The organism is Mycobacterium sp. IDUB_17 (assembly GCF_055419465.1).
Genome location: NZ_JBVAXS010000001.1, coordinates 575,057 through 590,779, shown reverse-complemented (window position 1 = coordinate 590,779; position 15,723 = coordinate 575,057). Strand labels below are relative to the sequence as shown.

The 15,723-nt window shown below is 65.6% G+C and carries 12 protein-coding genes; all 12 read right to left on the bottom strand.

Features of this window, described 5'->3' with window-relative positions:
• Positions 1–3: 3 nt before the first annotated feature.
• Positions 4–399, bottom strand: a complete 396-nt coding sequence (locus tag ACZYZ7_RS02995; RefSeq protein WP_135453952.1) for a GPW/gp25 family protein — start codon at positions 397–399, stop codon at positions 4–6.
• A 24-nt stretch (positions 400–423) separates the two neighbouring features.
• A complete protein-coding gene (locus tag ACZYZ7_RS02990; RefSeq protein ID WP_463740161.1) occupies positions 424–1,983 on the bottom strand; it encodes an eCIS core domain-containing protein in 1,560 nt (519 codons plus the stop codon).
• A 42-nt stretch (positions 1,984–2,025) separates the two neighbouring features.
• Positions 2,026–6,111 (bottom strand): eCIS core domain-containing protein, encoded by a 4,086-nt coding sequence (locus ACZYZ7_RS02985; RefSeq protein ID WP_463740160.1) that lies wholly within the window; start codon positions 6,109–6,111, stop codon positions 2,026–2,028.
• A 230-nt stretch (positions 6,112–6,341) separates the two neighbouring features.
• The gene (locus ACZYZ7_RS02980; RefSeq protein WP_450069008.1) at positions 6,342–7,883 is read right to left on the bottom strand and encodes a hypothetical protein; all 1,542 of its coding nucleotides are present in this window, start codon (positions 7,881–7,883) and stop codon (positions 6,342–6,344) included.
• Positions 7,880–8,548: a phage baseplate assembly protein V gene (locus ACZYZ7_RS02975; protein ID WP_450069007.1), complete on the bottom strand. Its 669-nt coding sequence runs from the start codon at positions 8,546–8,548 to the stop codon at positions 7,880–7,882. The genes ACZYZ7_RS02980 and ACZYZ7_RS02975 overlap by 4 nt, the downstream gene beginning before the upstream one ends.
• A gap of 74 nt (positions 8,549–8,622) precedes the next feature.
• Complete coding sequence (locus ACZYZ7_RS02970; protein ID WP_450069006.1) at positions 8,623–9,705, bottom strand: phage late control D family protein; 1,083 nt, start codon at positions 9,703–9,705, stop codon at positions 8,623–8,625.
• Positions 9,698–9,874, bottom strand: a complete 177-nt coding sequence (locus tag ACZYZ7_RS02965; protein WP_167857822.1) for a hypothetical protein — start codon at positions 9,872–9,874, stop codon at positions 9,698–9,700. Before ACZYZ7_RS02965 ends, ACZYZ7_RS02970 begins: the two co-directional genes overlap by 8 nt.
• The gene (locus ACZYZ7_RS02960; protein WP_463740159.1) at positions 9,874–10,899 is read right to left on the bottom strand and encodes a CIS tube protein; all 1,026 of its coding nucleotides are present in this window, start codon (positions 10,897–10,899) and stop codon (positions 9,874–9,876) included. The genes ACZYZ7_RS02965 and ACZYZ7_RS02960 overlap by 1 nt, the downstream gene beginning before the upstream one ends.
• Before the next feature lies 1 nt (position 10,900).
• The gene (locus ACZYZ7_RS02955; protein ID WP_135453946.1) at positions 10,901–11,398 is read right to left on the bottom strand and encodes a phage tail protein; all 498 of its coding nucleotides are present in this window, start codon (positions 11,396–11,398) and stop codon (positions 10,901–10,903) included.
• Positions 11,391–13,346, bottom strand: coding sequence for a hypothetical protein (locus ACZYZ7_RS02950; RefSeq protein WP_463740158.1), 1,956 nt, complete (start codon positions 13,344–13,346; stop codon positions 11,391–11,393). Before ACZYZ7_RS02950 ends, ACZYZ7_RS02955 begins: the two co-directional genes overlap by 8 nt.
• Before the next feature lie 17 nt (positions 13,347–13,363).
• On the bottom strand, positions 13,364–13,819 hold the full coding sequence (locus ACZYZ7_RS02945) for a phage tail protein (protein WP_135453944.1): 456 nt from the start codon (positions 13,817–13,819) through the stop codon (positions 13,364–13,366).
• A gap of 25 nt (positions 13,820–13,844) precedes the next feature.
• A complete protein-coding gene (locus ACZYZ7_RS02940; protein WP_463740157.1) occupies positions 13,845–15,707 on the bottom strand; it encodes a phage tail sheath family protein in 1,863 nt (620 codons plus the stop codon).
• Positions 15,708–15,723: the final 16 nt, after the last annotated feature.

The window sequence follows — 15,723 nt, the reverse complement described above, 5'->3', positions numbered from 1 at the left end:
CCCCTAGGTCAGGTAGAACGGGTACACCAGGTTGTCCGGCTTGCGGTCGGCAACCCGTACGTAGGCGATCTCGATCCATACCAGAGAAGGTTCCTCACCCGGCGTCACCGCAACGTTCGTCAATCGAATCCGCGGCTCCCACTTCTCCAGTGCCGCGGTGATATCGCTCTCCATCGCCGAACGAGTCATCAACGAGTTCGTCTCCATCAGATACCGGCGCAGACCACACCCGAAGTCGGGCAACATGATCCGCTCCCCCGGCTCGGTGTTCAGGATCATCTCGATCGACTGCCGAACCAGATCCATGCCGTCAACCGTCGGCAGCAGCCCCGTCTTCTCGGGCCGCATGGGGAAACTCAGGCCGGTACCGAGCCACGCGTCAGCCACGTTGGAGGTCATGCGTGCAGTGTCGGCGGCCGGGCGTCACCGGGGCGTTGCCGGGGCGATATCGACGGTGTACTCGTCAACCCACCTCATGCCTGCCCACACCTCCATCACGTAGCGGCCGGGCTCGGACGGCGCGCGGATCTCCACGTCGAGAGGCCCTTTCGCCGTCACGGGCAGCGATTTGACTGTGACCGGAGGACCGTCGGTGGCTCCCGCGGGGACGACAACGATCCGTTTGGCCCCGCAGTCTCCCAGGCTGTCGTAATCCGCCGGCACCACCAGGTGGAATCTGATGAACGAGCCCACCTGCGCGCCACGGATGTCCTTGAACTCGAATCCGAGCTTGGTCCGTGGCTTCGGTATGACGTCGAGGGGGAACGTAAGCTGCGGCGTCTTGTGCTCACCGAGATCAGCTTGCGGCACATTGGGTCCGGTCGGCGGCGGGCCGTCGGGCATCCGGGTGGCGGAACGACCGACGACCAGTTCCAGAATCTTCATCAACCCGTCCTTGATCCCGTCGTTGATGAACCGCCGTATGGCGTCGTCGATCATCTTCTTCGCTTCATCCTTGGGCAGAACCGGCTGCAAGGAAGCGAGGAGGTCACGCAGCGTCCGCACCAGCCGATCTTTGGTCGCTGCGTCCTGGGCACGTTCGATCAACTCGGTCAGCACTGTGATCTGGCCGACGGTGTTCTGGGGCGTTGGTGCGGGTAACGGCCGGAACGGATTACTGGAGGGTGGCCGCTTCTCGTCGCCTCCCGGCGCTGCCGGGCTCGCTCCGGCGGCAGGCGGCGGGCTGTCCGTTTCGATCTCGAAGTCGGCGACGACGATGATGGACTTGCCAGTCGTGCCGAAATCAAAGTAGACGCTCCACTGCAATGTTCCCGCCCGATCGATCTGGAGTTGATGGATCGGCATGTCCCTCGCCGCGGGAGTCTTGGATCCGAGTGACACATCGAGTGCCGTGCGGTGACCGTCATAGCGTGGATGGTCGTCGCGATAATGCGCTTCGGCGAGAACCGTCCCGTCCTTGGCCGTGTACGTCATGTCGTTGGTGATCGCGATCGTGAACTGATCACTCGGGAACACGGCATCACCGGGATCGACCCAGAAGGTGTTGTGCAGGCGCAGCGTCTCCGGCGCGCGGATCTTGAATATCGAAGGATTCGACCAGGATTCAAATCCGGGTCCCAGAATCGTCGTACCCGCGTGCATGCTGCTCGCCATCAAGCGGTTCATCGCGACGATGGTGAAGTTCGCCTGCGCTTCGTCCTTCGTCCACGTGCCGCCCGATGTCGGCGGATCGACGTCGCGCTCGATCTTCGGCGGCGCCGAGGTCCGTGATTGGGCGACGACGTGCGCCAGTTCGTGGCGCAGCAGCCCGTCCCCCTCCTGGGTCCCCGGTCGGTACTTGCCGGGGCCGAACACCACGTCGTCACCGTATGCGTAGGCCGATGCGCCTTGCGCGACTGCCGATTCCGCGGCTTCAGGCCCCGTGTGCAGGCGGACCCGGTCGGCGTCGAAGGTCTTGTCGTCGCCGAGCAGGCGACGTTCGGCATCCGAGAGCCGTCGGCCATTGCCGAGATCACGGTCCACGCCAAGGACGATCCTCAGCTCGCGTCACCGCAACGTTATCTACTACTGGATCTGCACCAACTGATTTCCGTTCTGCACGTATACGTTGTCGTAGCGCACCATCGATGTCTCCAGCAGCGCCTGCAGCTGGCGTCCGACGGCGGCGACGTCCCGAATCCCTTGGCCTGTCACGTTGAAGACGATGTTCTGCTCGTATCCGGACATGCCCCAGCGGCGCCCCTCGACCTGCCGGCGGGCCCGGGCCAGCGCATCGGTGGACCGTTGCGACGGTGTACCCGTCACCTGGCCATCGGGGTCGATGCCGAGCTCGGCGACATCGAACCGCTTGACTTCAAAAGACCTGCCGCCCTGCCCACTTGGATCAGGCCGATAGTATTCGGGCACCGTGCTGCCCAGGGTCTCGCCGGGCCGTGCCCCGGGAGCCTGGATCCGGCCCGTCACCCATCCCGGACCGAACATCGCCTCCAGGACGGGCCCGAGTTCCCGCTCGGCGACCCGCCAGGCGGGCTCCCGCCGGAAGTCACCGGCGTCATCGCGCGGTGACCGCGGTGCCGTTTCCGTAACGCCGAGCGCGCCTTCCATATCGAAGGCGGTCTCGGTCGCGGCCGCATGCTCGAGCGCGATCTCGATGTGTTTCAACGCTGAGGGCAGCCGACCGGGCGCGACCTTGCCGATCAACGCATCGACCATCGCGTCGCTGAGCACGAGGTCGGATTCCCAGAGGAACTTGCCCAGAGCCTTCAGATCGGCCGGGGTGAAATGCTCGCCCAACCGTGCCACTCGTCCCGCCGAGCGGGTCCCCAGGGTGGAGGCGTCCTCGCCCCCGAAGCTCACGATCTCGTGCGGCTCCAAACCGAAATCGCTCAGCGCGGAAATGATTTCGGAGGGTTTGCGAGGCTTGGCCGTGGGCTCGAACGCGGACCGCGCCGGACCGCTGGGATTTCTCAGCGGGTGGTGAGCAAGCGCGTCCATCAGGTGGATGTCGTTGGCCGGAACGCCTTCGCGGAAATCCAGTAACGCATCAAGATCCTTGAGCAGCGGGTCGGACCGGGCCAGCTCGGTTCGGGCTGACGCTTCGTCCCGGGTCGCCTCGACCTTGCCCAGGATGTCGCGCAGTGTCGCCAGGTGTTCGGCCACGGGAACGCGACGGACGATGGTGCCGTCGGGCTTGATCTCGAACAAGCGCGCTATCCGGCCGTCCACGATCTCCACGACGAAATGTGCGTCATAGCGCATGGCATCGTGGTACTGCGCGCCCGCGACCGCCTCGTTCTTCAACTGTCCCAAGATATCCGGCGTGTACACCGAGGTCTTGGCGCCCGGCACCCCCATGCTGGCCGCCGGTGGCGTGAGCGCGAGCTCGTGCGGGACGATCGCGTATTCACGACGGCTCATCACGCTGCCGATCTCCCACGTGCTGAGCCCCTCCAGGCTGCCCCGCCACGCGATCATGTCCGTCATGGCCGTGACGAATTCCTGCGCCGGCTTATCGGGATGCACGGAACTCCACTGCCGATACCACTCGGGCAGGACGGTGGCGTCACCGCGCGCAATCGGAGCCAGCTGCTGGGGCGGCCCTTCAGCCAGCACCCGGACAACGGGCATCGGCAGCTTGTTGTCGGCCAACGCCCGGCCCGCGTCGGCGCGCGCGGCCCACCCGACGAAGCCTGAGCCACGTCCGGGCCGCAAGCTACCGGCGAAGGTACCGAGGTCGCCCCACTTCGCGCCGCGCAGATGCGTGATCGCCTTGCCGCGGATCACGTCGGGCACATCGGGCGCGGAGACTTTCACAGCGTCGGCGACTGCGTCGAAAACCACCGGCGGCCCTGTCCCGGCAGGGAAGAACCACTGAATCGTGCCGTCGGAGTCACGGACCGAGAAGATGTTGTTACCTGCGGGCGTGACCTCGGTCAGTCTGCCCTGCGTTCTCAGACGCTCGAGGTATGCCTCGATGTTCTCGGCCGATCCTCGGTAGGACCAGCTCTCGGGACCGGCACTGCGCACGTCCATCCGTACCTCGTCACGGGCATTGCGCACGGTTTCCAACATCGCGTCGGCATGGCCGTCGAGCTGGGCCCGCTGCGCAGCCGTGATCTCACCGAGTTCGGCGAACCGCGCGTGCAGACCTTTGGTGCGGCCGAGCAGCTCGACCACCCCGACGATGGACTTGTCGCCGGCCGCGACGTTGTCACGCGGCCCATTCAGCCACTTCCGAAGCGCTTCGCCGCCGGCCTGCAGCTGTTTGCGCAACGACTCCCATTCCAGGCGAGCTTGTTTGGATGCGGCGGCATCGCGCTGAATTGCGTTCTCCCCGGCGGGCAGCACCGGGGCGCGCACCAACGCTTCAACGATCATGAACAGCGCCAGGTCGACCCCGGTATGGACCAGCACCTCACCGGTCGACGCTGTTTTCGCGCCCGTTGGACCAGGGGTGCCGGGCTGCAGCGCATTCCACGTCAGCGTCCAACCGACCAGAGTGCCGTAGGTACCGCCGAGTCGTGCGGCGCCGGCGAGCAGCCCCGCATCGCCGACCCGTGCCGCGATACGGGCATCCACCCCGCCGAGCAGACGCAGCAGGAGGTAGTCCTTGGCTGCGTCCTCTAGGAGTCCGCCGAGGGTGACCGGACGCCCCTGATTGGCCGTGATCGCCAACCGCGTACCGGTGAATGCCAGCGAACCGATGATCGTCGCACCGGTCCGGCCGAGCCCCGCGATCGCCGGAACCGCCATCACCGCACGCATCGCACCGATCCCCAGCAAGGTCGCACCGATATTGGCGATCCAGACCACCATCCGTTGGGCAAAGCGCAGGGTATCGGCACGATCGCCCGCCCCGGCGAAGGCCTCCTCGGCCTGCCGGCGGACCTCGGCCCGGTCTGCGGCGCCGTGGCCGCGCCGGACCAGATTGAACAGCGCTGCGGACAACTTCGTCATGACGGTGACCGACTTGAAATCCCCATCGGTCTCCCACATCGCCTCGGCCAGCACCTCACCCTGCTCGCACAGAGCAACGCCCATCAGGATGTTCTCCGCGCGTGCGCACAGGTCATCGAGAAGGGGCCCTTTCGTCACGACATAGCCCAGCCGCTCTTCGAGCGGTGCCGACGGCGACGGGTGGTCGGTGACCAGTTTCTCGAGCCCCGCCGTCACGGTGTCCCGCTCAGATTCCAGGTCCGCGATGGTGTCCCGTTGCGGGCGGACGGCGTTGTACCGCAGCCCCGTGGAGAACTTGCCGTATCCCTCGGGATCGATTGGTGTGGAGATCTTTTGGCTCACCTCGTTGATCGTCCTGGCGAACGAGTCCGCGATCTGTTCCAGCCAGGCGTCACGGGCGGTCTCCACGTCCGCAACCAATGTGGACAGTTGCGGCGTCAGAATTCCGCCGATCATCCGGGTGATGGCACCGTTCACTGCCACCACGGAGGCGGAGAATGACGCATTGCCGCCACCGGGATCGACTGCGAGCCTGTGTATCCGCGCCGCCGTCTCGACCGCCACGGCACTGGCGTCGACGTCGCTTCTGGCCTGCTGCAGGCCCGGGGTGTCGAGCCACGGGAGAAGCTGACGATAGTCGTTGAGCCGGCCCGCGACGGTCTTCGCCTCGGTGGGAAATCCGACGTTCAGCATCGCACCGAGGAAATCGATACGGGCGAGGATCTCGGCGACGTTCGCGGTCGGCGGGCCGTAGAGCACCGGCAAGCGGGCCAGGAGATCATCCGAGATACCGATCTGGCGGGTGATCGCGGCGACGACCAGCAGGCGGAGGTTCTCGTGCTCGGTATCCGGGTCCCCTTCCGGCACACTGCGATTCACCGGTGCGATCTGGTCGAGGATCAACGCCAGCCCTTCGCGCACCTGGGCATCGGTCCAACCTGCCACTTCCGGCGCGGTCAGCGTCGAGATGGTGGGGTCCGACCACCCGTCGACCCTGCGCACTCCGCGCCCCACCTGTTGTGCCACGTGGGCGGCTTCATGCGCAAGCACGCGCCCACTGGCGCGGCCGCCGGTGAAGATGTCCGAGCCGCGGGTGAACGCCTGAACCCGCAGAGTTCGGGTGAGATGCGGCGCGTCATGCAGTCGCGTGTTCCCGATGTCGACACCGGTGACCGCTCGTACCGACTCGAGCACCGGACCGAGCGAAGCACTCGTCTGGCGGGACGCGTCCGGTTGCACAACCCGGTCGGCTATCGCGTCAGCCTCGATCTCGGTGGCCGAACGCCCGTGCGATGGCTGCGGAACGACGTGCGCGACATCGTGCGCGAGGGCGCTCGACCGGTCGGCCCGTGGGGCCGAACCAGCGAGTGAATCGACGCCGGCTTGTCGTGGTGGAGCGCTGTCAGGTGGGCGGCGGTCACCACTCACCGACCACACAACGGGTCCTTGAGGGAGTCGGTCCCCGGCGGCGCGGGAGGCTCGATGACCCCGGCGGCGGGATCGGCCGCCAGTGCGACATCACTGACCAACGTATTCCGCTCGGTACCAGCAGGCTTCGCCTCCTTGAAGGCGTCGTACCAACCAGTGCTCTTCGTGCCGGCCTCGTCGATGAAACCGGCCCCGAACGCCAGCTCGACCTGGAATCGCAAGTCGGCGTTGGCAGCGATGTCCAACTCACCCTTCGCTGCGGCCGTTGCCAGCGCACTGAACGATATCGACGGGGGGATACAGAACCGCAGCGCCAGCATCCACCACAGCTGGAACGCGAACACGATGATCGGCATGAACATCAGGAACAGGAACAGCGCAACGATAAAGAACAGCTCGAACGCGAAGAAGCAGATCCCGCCACCGGCTCCGATGTTTCCCTGTTTCGGCTTGGGGATCCCGCCGAGCGGATTGAACACCATCTGCGACCGTGGCGGCGTCGAGATCCGTAAACCGCCGGGCCCCATCGGTTGTCCGGCACGTGCCGCCAGCGCACGAAAATCGGGCACCGTAATCGAGATGACCCGGTTCTTGGTGCCGTCCGGGTCCATGGGTGCCGCCAACCGGAATGGCTCGCTGGGTGCGCTGAACCATACTTTCGGTGGACAGTGCTCGTGACCCCGCGCCGATTTCTGGGTAACGAACGCGACGATCTCGTAGATGCCGTGCTCATCGAGTTTCGGCCCGAAGTCCTTGCCGTCGTTGCTCGTTCCGTGGTCTGACGAGTACGTCGGGATGATGCCGAACCACAGGGACCGGGTCCCGGCCGCCGCACAATCGTCCTTGCGCGCCGGCAGCCGCCACATGGTGAAGGTCTGCTCATCGGGAATCGGCCCCTTGCCGTCACACGGCTTCCACTCCCCCGACTGCCCGGTTTTCACCCAGGCTTCCCGATCTGATTGCGGCGTGACCGCATCGATGAGCAGTCGGTTCTGCGCCGCGAATTCGCCGGCCGCCTTGTCACTCCACCACACCTCGCGCAGGTCGGGATCTTCCATGTCGGGGGTGATCGCCACCTTGGCCGCTGAACTGACAAGTGCGGCGGCCAGTTTGCGCACCGACTTGCCGTCGTCGGCAAAGGACACGACCTGGCGGCGCATCGCAAACGACACCTGAATGTCGTCGTGCCCGCCCGCCCGCGGCAGGCCGGGTTGATCGCAGAACACCTCGACGGTGACGGCGTAGAAGCGATCGTGATTGGGCTGGAAAAGCTTGCGCAGTTTGGTGCGCATCATCTTGTAGGTGGACAACCGCGAACGTCCCGTCCCGAACGGGCTCACCGGAACGGGATATCCCCAGTAGTCCTCAGGTTTCGGGGTCAGATAGACCGAGGCGTCCGCCATGATGTGGTCGACGAAGTCACTGCCGGAATACATCTGGATGCTGGGCCGTAGTGACCTGGCATCGCGCAGCCCGAAGGCTCCGGACTCGCGGACATACCAGGGCGCCCGAATCTGGAACCCGGCCTCGGCGGTCACAGCAGGTTTCCCACGCCCGGGGTGTATGCCGGTGAGATGACGAACGCACCTGCGGTGATCGTCTGGCACACGATGGTGTTGGTGAAGGTCGCCGTTGCGGTGTCGACCAGCACCTGGGGTGCATCCACCTTCACCATCACATTGGCGTGTACAGACACGTTGCCGACCCGATCGAGCACGATGCTGCTGCCGTTCTGGTGGCGGATGGTGATGTCGCCGGCGGAGTTGTCGAGCACGACCTTGTGCCCGCTCTCCATCGTGATGCTGACCTTCTCCGCACCGGCCTGATCGTCGAATTCCAGTTCACTGCCGCGGCGGGATCGCAGAACCCTGATGTCGTTCGCCCTGGCAGGTTTTCTGGGTTCGGCGGCCTTGCCGTGCCAGGCCGCGCCGATGATGTAGGGCCGGCGGAAGTTGCCCGCCTCGAACGCGACGACCACCTGACTGCCGACTTCGGGCAGTACCTGCAAGCCCTGATCGTCGTCGGCGTACGGCGAGCACAAGGTCGCCCAGGCCCGCACGTCACGATCGCCGGCGTGCCCCAGCGTCGGGAATCGAACCTGGATCCGACCCAACTGGTCATCGTCCACAATATCGGTGACGATCGCCGGGTAGACACCGAAGTAACCCGGCGCCATACCGTCGTCGGGCATCGGAAGCGCCACTGTCCCACCTCTTCTCGACTACACGCGCATTACCGTCGATGATCGCCCGGCCGCGTCACCACAGCGTCGCCGCATCACGCCAGGTTGACGGTGGACCGTTCGGCCTCGAAATGGGTGCGCAGGCCGCGTTCCAGGTCGAAGGTGTGTTGTACCCGCGTCACGTAGTAGCCACCGCCCTCGAAGGCGGTACCGACGGCGCGCAGATCGAGGATGCTGCCGACCGTCATATCGGGTGTCCCGCGGGTCGTGCCCATCACCGTGACAAAGCCCCGCGCCCGCCTCAGCATTTCGGCCTTGGCATACGCGGCGGCCTCCGCCGAGTTCAACGCCACTTCGCGGACCCGCAGCGACACACTTGCGCCGAGCGCCTTCTCCAGCGCATCGGGGCCCACCCGACCGGGTGCGGCCTCGGCAGCCACCACGGCGGAATCCGCTCTCTCCTCGATGGTCTCGGCGGTCCGGGCGTCATAGCCGGTCACCACCACCTCGGTGCGCTGGTGTGCCAGATCGGCACAGAGCCGGATCCCGAGCAGCTCGTTGCTCTGGACCAGCGTCAGCTTGGTGCCGTTTCGCCTGGTCCGGGACGCGTAGTGCAGCACGTTGCCGTCACACCACAGCTCGGCTCGGGTCAGTCGGGCCCGCTCACGCAGGAACGCGAGATCACTCTGATTCAACTGCTGCACCACGTCGTAGCGGGGTCCGTCGGCATCGACCTCGGCCCGCAACCCGTGGAACCGGGCGATCTCATCGACGATGTCGGCATCGGTCGCGTCGGTGTAGGTGTGCGAGCGTCGGGTCATCCGCAAGCGCATGAACATGTCCTCGGCACTGACCACCACCAAAGGTGGTTGGGCATCGGCGAAGACGGCCTCGATCGCCGAAATAACCCCGTCGAACGCGACGCGTTGACCACTACGGGGCCCTATCGCCACCTGGAGCGCCACCCCGAAATCGACCTGCCGGCCATCCAGGTACTGCATTTTTTCGGGCGGCCCAGGAGCACCCGGTCCGGCGGCATTCAGGTACAGCCGCAACGTCTTGAGTCCTTCGACACCCTCGTCGATCTCCATCTTGACGCAGTCACGCGCCAGGTCAGGGACCGGTTCGCCCTTCACCGTGAACACCGGGGTGCCGAAGCTGATCGCAGGTTCAGTCACTGAACGCCTCCGCCCGTACCCGAAGTGCCAGCCAGTCGGCACGGTCCCGAGACTCGTGCCAGACGTCATCGCTGGATCGGCCGCCGCCCTGCGCCGCACCCGCGGCCGGTCCGCCACCGGACGACGAGGCGCTCACGTCGGTATGAATCTCGTTGACATGCACGGTCATTACGCTGTCCAAATCCTGACCTGGGGCTTGAGCGGCACCGACCAGCCATAGGTCTGAGCGCGACGATCAAGATCCAGGGACGCCCCCGCCGACACCGTGGCAGGCGCCGGCACGGCAAAACCGGCACGTGCGCGGACAACGCCGGCATCGGCATTCGCCGACGCCTGCACGTTGACCGCTTGTGCGATGCCGCCCGCGGCGGAGAGGCTGAATCCGGCCGATACCTCCGCGCCGGCCCCGACCGCTCCGGTTGCGTCGACGGATACCGCCGCATCGACGCCGCCCGAAAGGCCGGCGCCCACCGACACATCGGCGCCGAGTTGCAGTTGGGCACCGGCGGACAGCGCCAGTGGGCTCGTCAATCCGGCCATCGCCGTCCGCCACGTTGCCGGGTCGGCGTTGAGCCGGGTCAGCGCCTGCTGCACGCTCTCACCCGCTTTGGCCGGCGTCGTCTGGACCGGCCTCTTGGTCGGCGCGGACCCAGGCGTGCCGTTCGTGGTGTTCTGCCCGGGCTTGGTCGCGGCCTCGGCATCAGCGTCGGCCGGCGAGAGCTGCAACCGGAGATCCTGCTCTTTGATCGACAAGCTCAGCTTGCAACGCAGTGCCCGTCCTTGATCGTCGAAGTAGTCGAGATCTTCGGTGAGGCTGGTGACATTGCCTTCGAAACTCAGCTTGCCCCAGACGAATTTGATGCGGGGCGGTGGCGCGCCCTTGGATCCCTTCGGGGGGCGTACCAGAGCGACGATGTGTTTCGTCTTTTCCCGAACATCGAGGGGCTGGCCGTTCTCGTCGCCCTCAGCGGTGTCGTACTCCAGATCCAGCGATAGCACGGCGTTACCTTGTGCCGCGTTCTGCCGGTTCGGCGCCTTCGTGGTGGCTCCACCGGTCGACTCGTTGGTGTACTGCAGTTTCAACGTCGTCGGATTGAACTGCACCTCGATCGGGGCGGTTTGTGCTCCGGCAGGCGGAGGTCCGGTCTTCTTGTCGTAGACCTGACAGATCGTCGCCTTCTTCAAGACACCCATGTCAATCCCCCAACCTGAGACCTTGATGCACGATGTGCAGTTCCTCGATCGCGACTTCGCCGGTCTTGGCGTTCAGCGCCGGACCCGTCACCTTGCTCGGCAGGCCCCGATCGAACGACCATTTCGCGACGATGCGCTTGCGTGACGGATCTCGTACTGCGACAACGCCGTTATAGCGCGGGATGGGTAGCCGGCCGCCGACCATGCCGCTGATCCAGTCCCACATGCTGCTGTCGGCGGTGCCATCCTCGCCCGGTGTGCCTACGACGAACATGCCCCGTTTGAGCACAAGCGGTACCAGCTTGACCCGTCCCACCCGACGGATCACGCCGTCATTGAATCCGCCCTCGTTGTAATCCTTGATCTCCGCCTCGAGTTCGAGGCCACTGCATTCTGCGAAGGCCCCCGTATAACCGTTGAGCGGACCAGATCGGCCATCTACCGCGGTGAAGGTCACCTCGAAGTTGAAGGCTTGGAGAAGCTCACTGGTCTCATCCACCGACGCTCACCACCGATGTCCCGTCGACGCCCTGGATCAGGCGCACCACGATGAACTCGAGCGGCGCGGCCGGTGCGACACCCACCTCGGTGATCAGCTGACCCAGCGCCCGAGTCCGTTCGTCATTGACCGAGTCATCACATCGGACGAAGAACGACTCGGCTTCCGTGGCGCCCGCGAACGCACCTCGCCGGAAGAAGTCCCGCAGCATGCTCACCACCGCCTGCTGCACCGCGGTGCGCAGCGCCAGGGTTCCCGGCTCGAACACCAGATTCTCGCCGACCCGCTGCAAGGTCAGCGCCAACACCGTCATCAACCGCCGCACATTGAGTTGGCGGTACTCCGGATCGAAGGACAACGTCCGCGCCGAGGCGAGCCGGAATCCATCACGTTCGGGACGAAAGACGTTGACCGACATTCTGAAAAGGTCGGCGGCTGCGGTGTCGGTCATGGCAGAGGACACATTGACCGCGTCGGATGCCAGCTCGTTGGCGGGTCCTCGCTGTACCCCGGACAGCCGTTCCCGCTTGGCGGTGATCCCGGCCGCGAACGCCGAGGAGCCGACGAACACCGGGCTGCCCCCCGACGTCGCAGCGGCCATCGCCAGCCACGGGTGGTAGCACGCCGCATAACTGGAATCGAACGCCCAGCGCCATTTGGCGATGTCGGACGTCTTCATACCGAACGGGACATCGAGTAGGGCCACGAATCGCTTCCGCAGGCCGGCTACCTCGACGACCCGTTGTTGTCGGGTGACGATCGCCTCGAAGTCGGCGGGGTCGTTCGGATCGAGCTGCGCCGCCGGTTGCTGTACGGCGGTGAGATTCAAGTCTGCCGTGCCGGTTCGGCAACACCGGACGAACTCACCGCCCGTGTCCGGCTTCCCCGCGACCACCAGCTGATCGGGCTGGCCTCGCCACACCCACGACAGGTCCGGAACACACAGCAGGCCGATATCGGGTACTCGGCCCATCCGGTCCACGCCGCGGTGATCGGTGTCGTCGTCAGCCGGATCCTGCCGGGCCGGTGGCACATCGTCGTAGAAGCTGTCGGCGGTGATCTGCTCCCATCGATCCCAGCCACGGGTCACCAACGTGAAGTTCAGGGTTCGCAGGAGGCCGTCGGTTGGTGACACCGCATCAATCAGCCCGCCAGCACTCGCCAGCGCCGAATTATCCTGCAAGGCCACGGGAATGAACAGCGCATGACCGGGGTGCAGGCCGAGCTCGGTGAATGCTTCGGCGCGGGGGCCGTCCGGGCCGTTGTCGGTGATTGTCAGTGTGCCGGTGACGATTTCGATATCGACCTGCTCTCCCGCCGGGAGCGGCAGTTCACGATCCACCACATACCGGGTGCTTCTCCCGCTTGCCGTCAGCGCATCAGCCGTCGCGACCAGCCAGCGAAGTTCGCCGGCCGGCGCCAGCTTCGGATGCCGAATCCGCACCAATGAGTACAGCGGTACCGCGTTGTCCACCACCGGTTGCAGCAACATCGCTGCATCCGCATTGTCCGGCCAGACCGTCATCGGGACGGCGGCACCGGCGGCGAACGCGAGCGTGATGTCGAGATGGTTTCCCCAGCTGCCCTCGTTGGCAGCCGCAATCTGCCGCCCGGCGCCAGCGGAAGGGCACTCAAATATCGCCGTCGCCGGATCCGGCTGTGACGGCACCACCCGCAGCACCCACGCGACCTGTCCGCCCTGGCCGAAGAATGCATCCACCGCGTACGCGAGTTGGGTTGGGGTATCGCCCCGTTCGGGATCGGGCAGCCCACCGAACCACCGCACGTACTCGGACCAGCTGGTCACCCGGACCGGGGTGTGGCCGGGCCCCCGCGGCGCCAGACCGACGAATCCGGTCGCGTCGAGTCGCACCACCTCTGGCCTCGTATCCGGCTGCTGTGCCCGGATGTACACGCCAGGCCCGCCGAGCTGCAGTCCGGTCGTCATGGTGAATCAGTTTCCGGTCAGGCCGATTTGAAGTCGATCTGCTCGGCAACGAGGTGAAGTTCCTCCATGGCCACCTCGCCGCCGCCCTTGCCCGCCAGCGTCGGGCCCACCCACTTCTTCGGCTGCGCGGCCGAGAGCACCCAGCTGCACACCTCGTTGCGGGCCTCGTCGAGCAGTGAGATGGTCACCGTCCGCGGTTCGTAGGCGCCGTCGCGGGTCTCCTGCAGCCAGGTGAACAATCGAAGATCGCCGATCACCCCGCGCTTGAGCGTCACGTCGTCGGTGCTGTTGACGTTGGGCACCTTGCGCACATGGTTGAACTTGTCGTTGCCGTTGCGGTACTCGGAGAACTTGATCTCGTTGCCGAGACCGCTGACATCCGAGAACCCTCCGGCGATGCTGCCCTCGGTACCGTCGTCACCCAGGCGCACCAGAAAGTTGAACGCACCGTAGGGATTGGGCCGTGTCGCCATCATCTACCTCCTCAGACTCGTTGGGTCAATTGCTCTTGGCGTCGGCAGTCCACTGGCCGATGCGGAATATGACGAACTCGGCCGGATACGTCGGCGCGACACCGATCAGGCAGATCAAGCGGCCGTTGTCGAGGTCGTTCTGGGTCATGGTGGTCCGGTCGCACCGCACGAAGAACGCTTCCTGCGGCTTGGTGCCCATCAGTGCACCGGTCCGCCACACGGTGATCAGGAAGTCCTCGATCGTCTGACGGACATTGGCCCACAGCCGTTCGTTGTTCGGCTCGAACACCGCCCACTGCGTGGATTTGTCGATCGAATGCTCCAGATAGATGAACAACCGCCGGACGTTGACGTACTTCCACTCCGGGTCCGAGGACATCGTGCGGGCGCCCCACACCCGGTTGCTGCGGCCGGGGAAGAATCTGAGCGCGTTGATGCCTTCCGGGTTGATCACCGCCTGCCGGTCGTAGGTCACGTTGTACAGAAACTTGTTGATGCCGAGGATCACCTCGTTGGCGGGCGCCTTGTGCACACCGCGTTCGACGTCGCTGCGCGCGTAGATCCCGGCCGCGAACCCCGACGGCGGTAGATCCACGACCGCGGGTGGCGCCGACGGATCGTTCGGGGCCGTCGGATCCGGGATCTCGACCCACGGGTAGTACAAGGCCGCGTACGTGGTGTCGAACTGCGAACGGTAGTCGCGGATCTGGGAGATCGATTGATTCCCGTTGGGCGGATCGACGATGGCGATCCGATAGCGCAGATCCTCGCAGTGTGCGATCAGGTTGTCGACGGCGGTCTTCCGCTGGCTGTCGTCGAGTGCGGCGATATCGGGAACCGCGACGATCGCGATGTCGTCGATCTCGCCCAGCGCCGCCAAACCCGTTGCGGCGATGGCGGCATCGTCCGGATCGGACGGTTCTCCTTTCAGCGCACCGGCGTCCAGACCCGTCCCGTCACTTCCGCCGGTGAATATTGCGCCGGGATCGTGCTTGATGGCACCGGTGTATTCCCCTATCGCCGGCGGCGTGTCGAGTTTCGCGTCGAACCACACCAGCGCGTACTCGTCGACCGGTTTGTCGACACCGAGAGCCTTCGGGATCGCCCGGCGGTGGTCCCACCCGAGTTCCAGACCGTCGTAGATGTCGGTGCGCGCACCCATTCGCACCGTCACGGTGGCGGTCAGATGGCACACCGCCTGCACGGTGGCGTCCGGCGCTTGCGGAGCACCGCCACGCGTGGTGCTGAATCCCGGCTTTCCGTCGGGGAACGGCGTGTAGATCTTCACATTGCCGGCCACGGGATCGGTCTTCGTCTTGTCCGACGGCACGGCACTGACGTCCGCGAAGGTCTCCACGACCTCCGATCCGCTGAGTCCGCGGAACACCACGTTTCCCTGACCGTCCGTGGTCCGGATGTTCTTGCCGCGCTTGATCTCCACCTTGACGGTGATCGTGCCGCCGGCCGCGCCGGGCCAGCGGGCGCGCCACTTCCCCGCGACCCCGGAATCCAGGGACGCGAAGTCCGGATCGGCGTCGATCGCGGACCCCGAAGCATTGGTGAACGGGAACACCCGCGACACGTACAGCCGCTGACCGCCGTTGTCGAAGAACGCCCTGGCGGCGTATGCCAGGTAGAGGGTGTCTCCGCCCAGTTGTCCGTCGTCGCCGAGTCCGCCGAACGCCCGCTCATACTCGGTAAAGCTGGTCACCAGAACCGGTTTCGGCACCAGCGCTTGCTGCTGGCCGCCGGCGGTGCGCACGTAGGGCACCGGCCCGTAGCGGGCCACCCCGGCCATGCCGAAGGTGCTCGTCGGCACACCTTCAATAGATTTCGACCGGAAGCTCGTCTCCTCGACATACACACCGGGAGTCAGGTACTCGGGCATCGGTTCTCCTTTGGCT

Excerpts from the sequence above, each read along its gene's own strand:
- ACZYZ7_RS02945 (WP_135453944.1), bottom strand. The coding sequence starts at position 13,819 with ATGGCGACACGGCCCAATCCCTACGGTGCGTTCAACTTTCTGGTGCGC.
- ACZYZ7_RS02960 (WP_463740159.1), bottom strand. The coding sequence starts at position 10,899 with ATGGGTGTCTTGAAGAAGGCGACGATCTGTCAGGTCTACGACAAGAAG.
- ACZYZ7_RS02965 (WP_167857822.1), bottom strand. The coding sequence starts at position 9,874 with ATGACCGTGCATGTCAACGAGATTCATACCGACGTGAGCGCCTCGTCG.
- ACZYZ7_RS02995 (WP_135453952.1), bottom strand. The coding sequence starts at position 399 with ATGACCTCCAACGTGGCTGACGCGTGGCTCGGTACCGGCCTGAGTTTC.
- ACZYZ7_RS02940 (WP_463740157.1), bottom strand. The coding sequence starts at position 15,707 with ATGCCCGAGTACCTGACTCCCGGTGTGTATGTCGAGGAGACGAGCTTC.
- ACZYZ7_RS02950 (WP_463740158.1), bottom strand. The coding sequence starts at position 13,346 with ATGACGACCGGACTGCAGCTCGGCGGGCCTGGCGTGTACATCCGGGCA.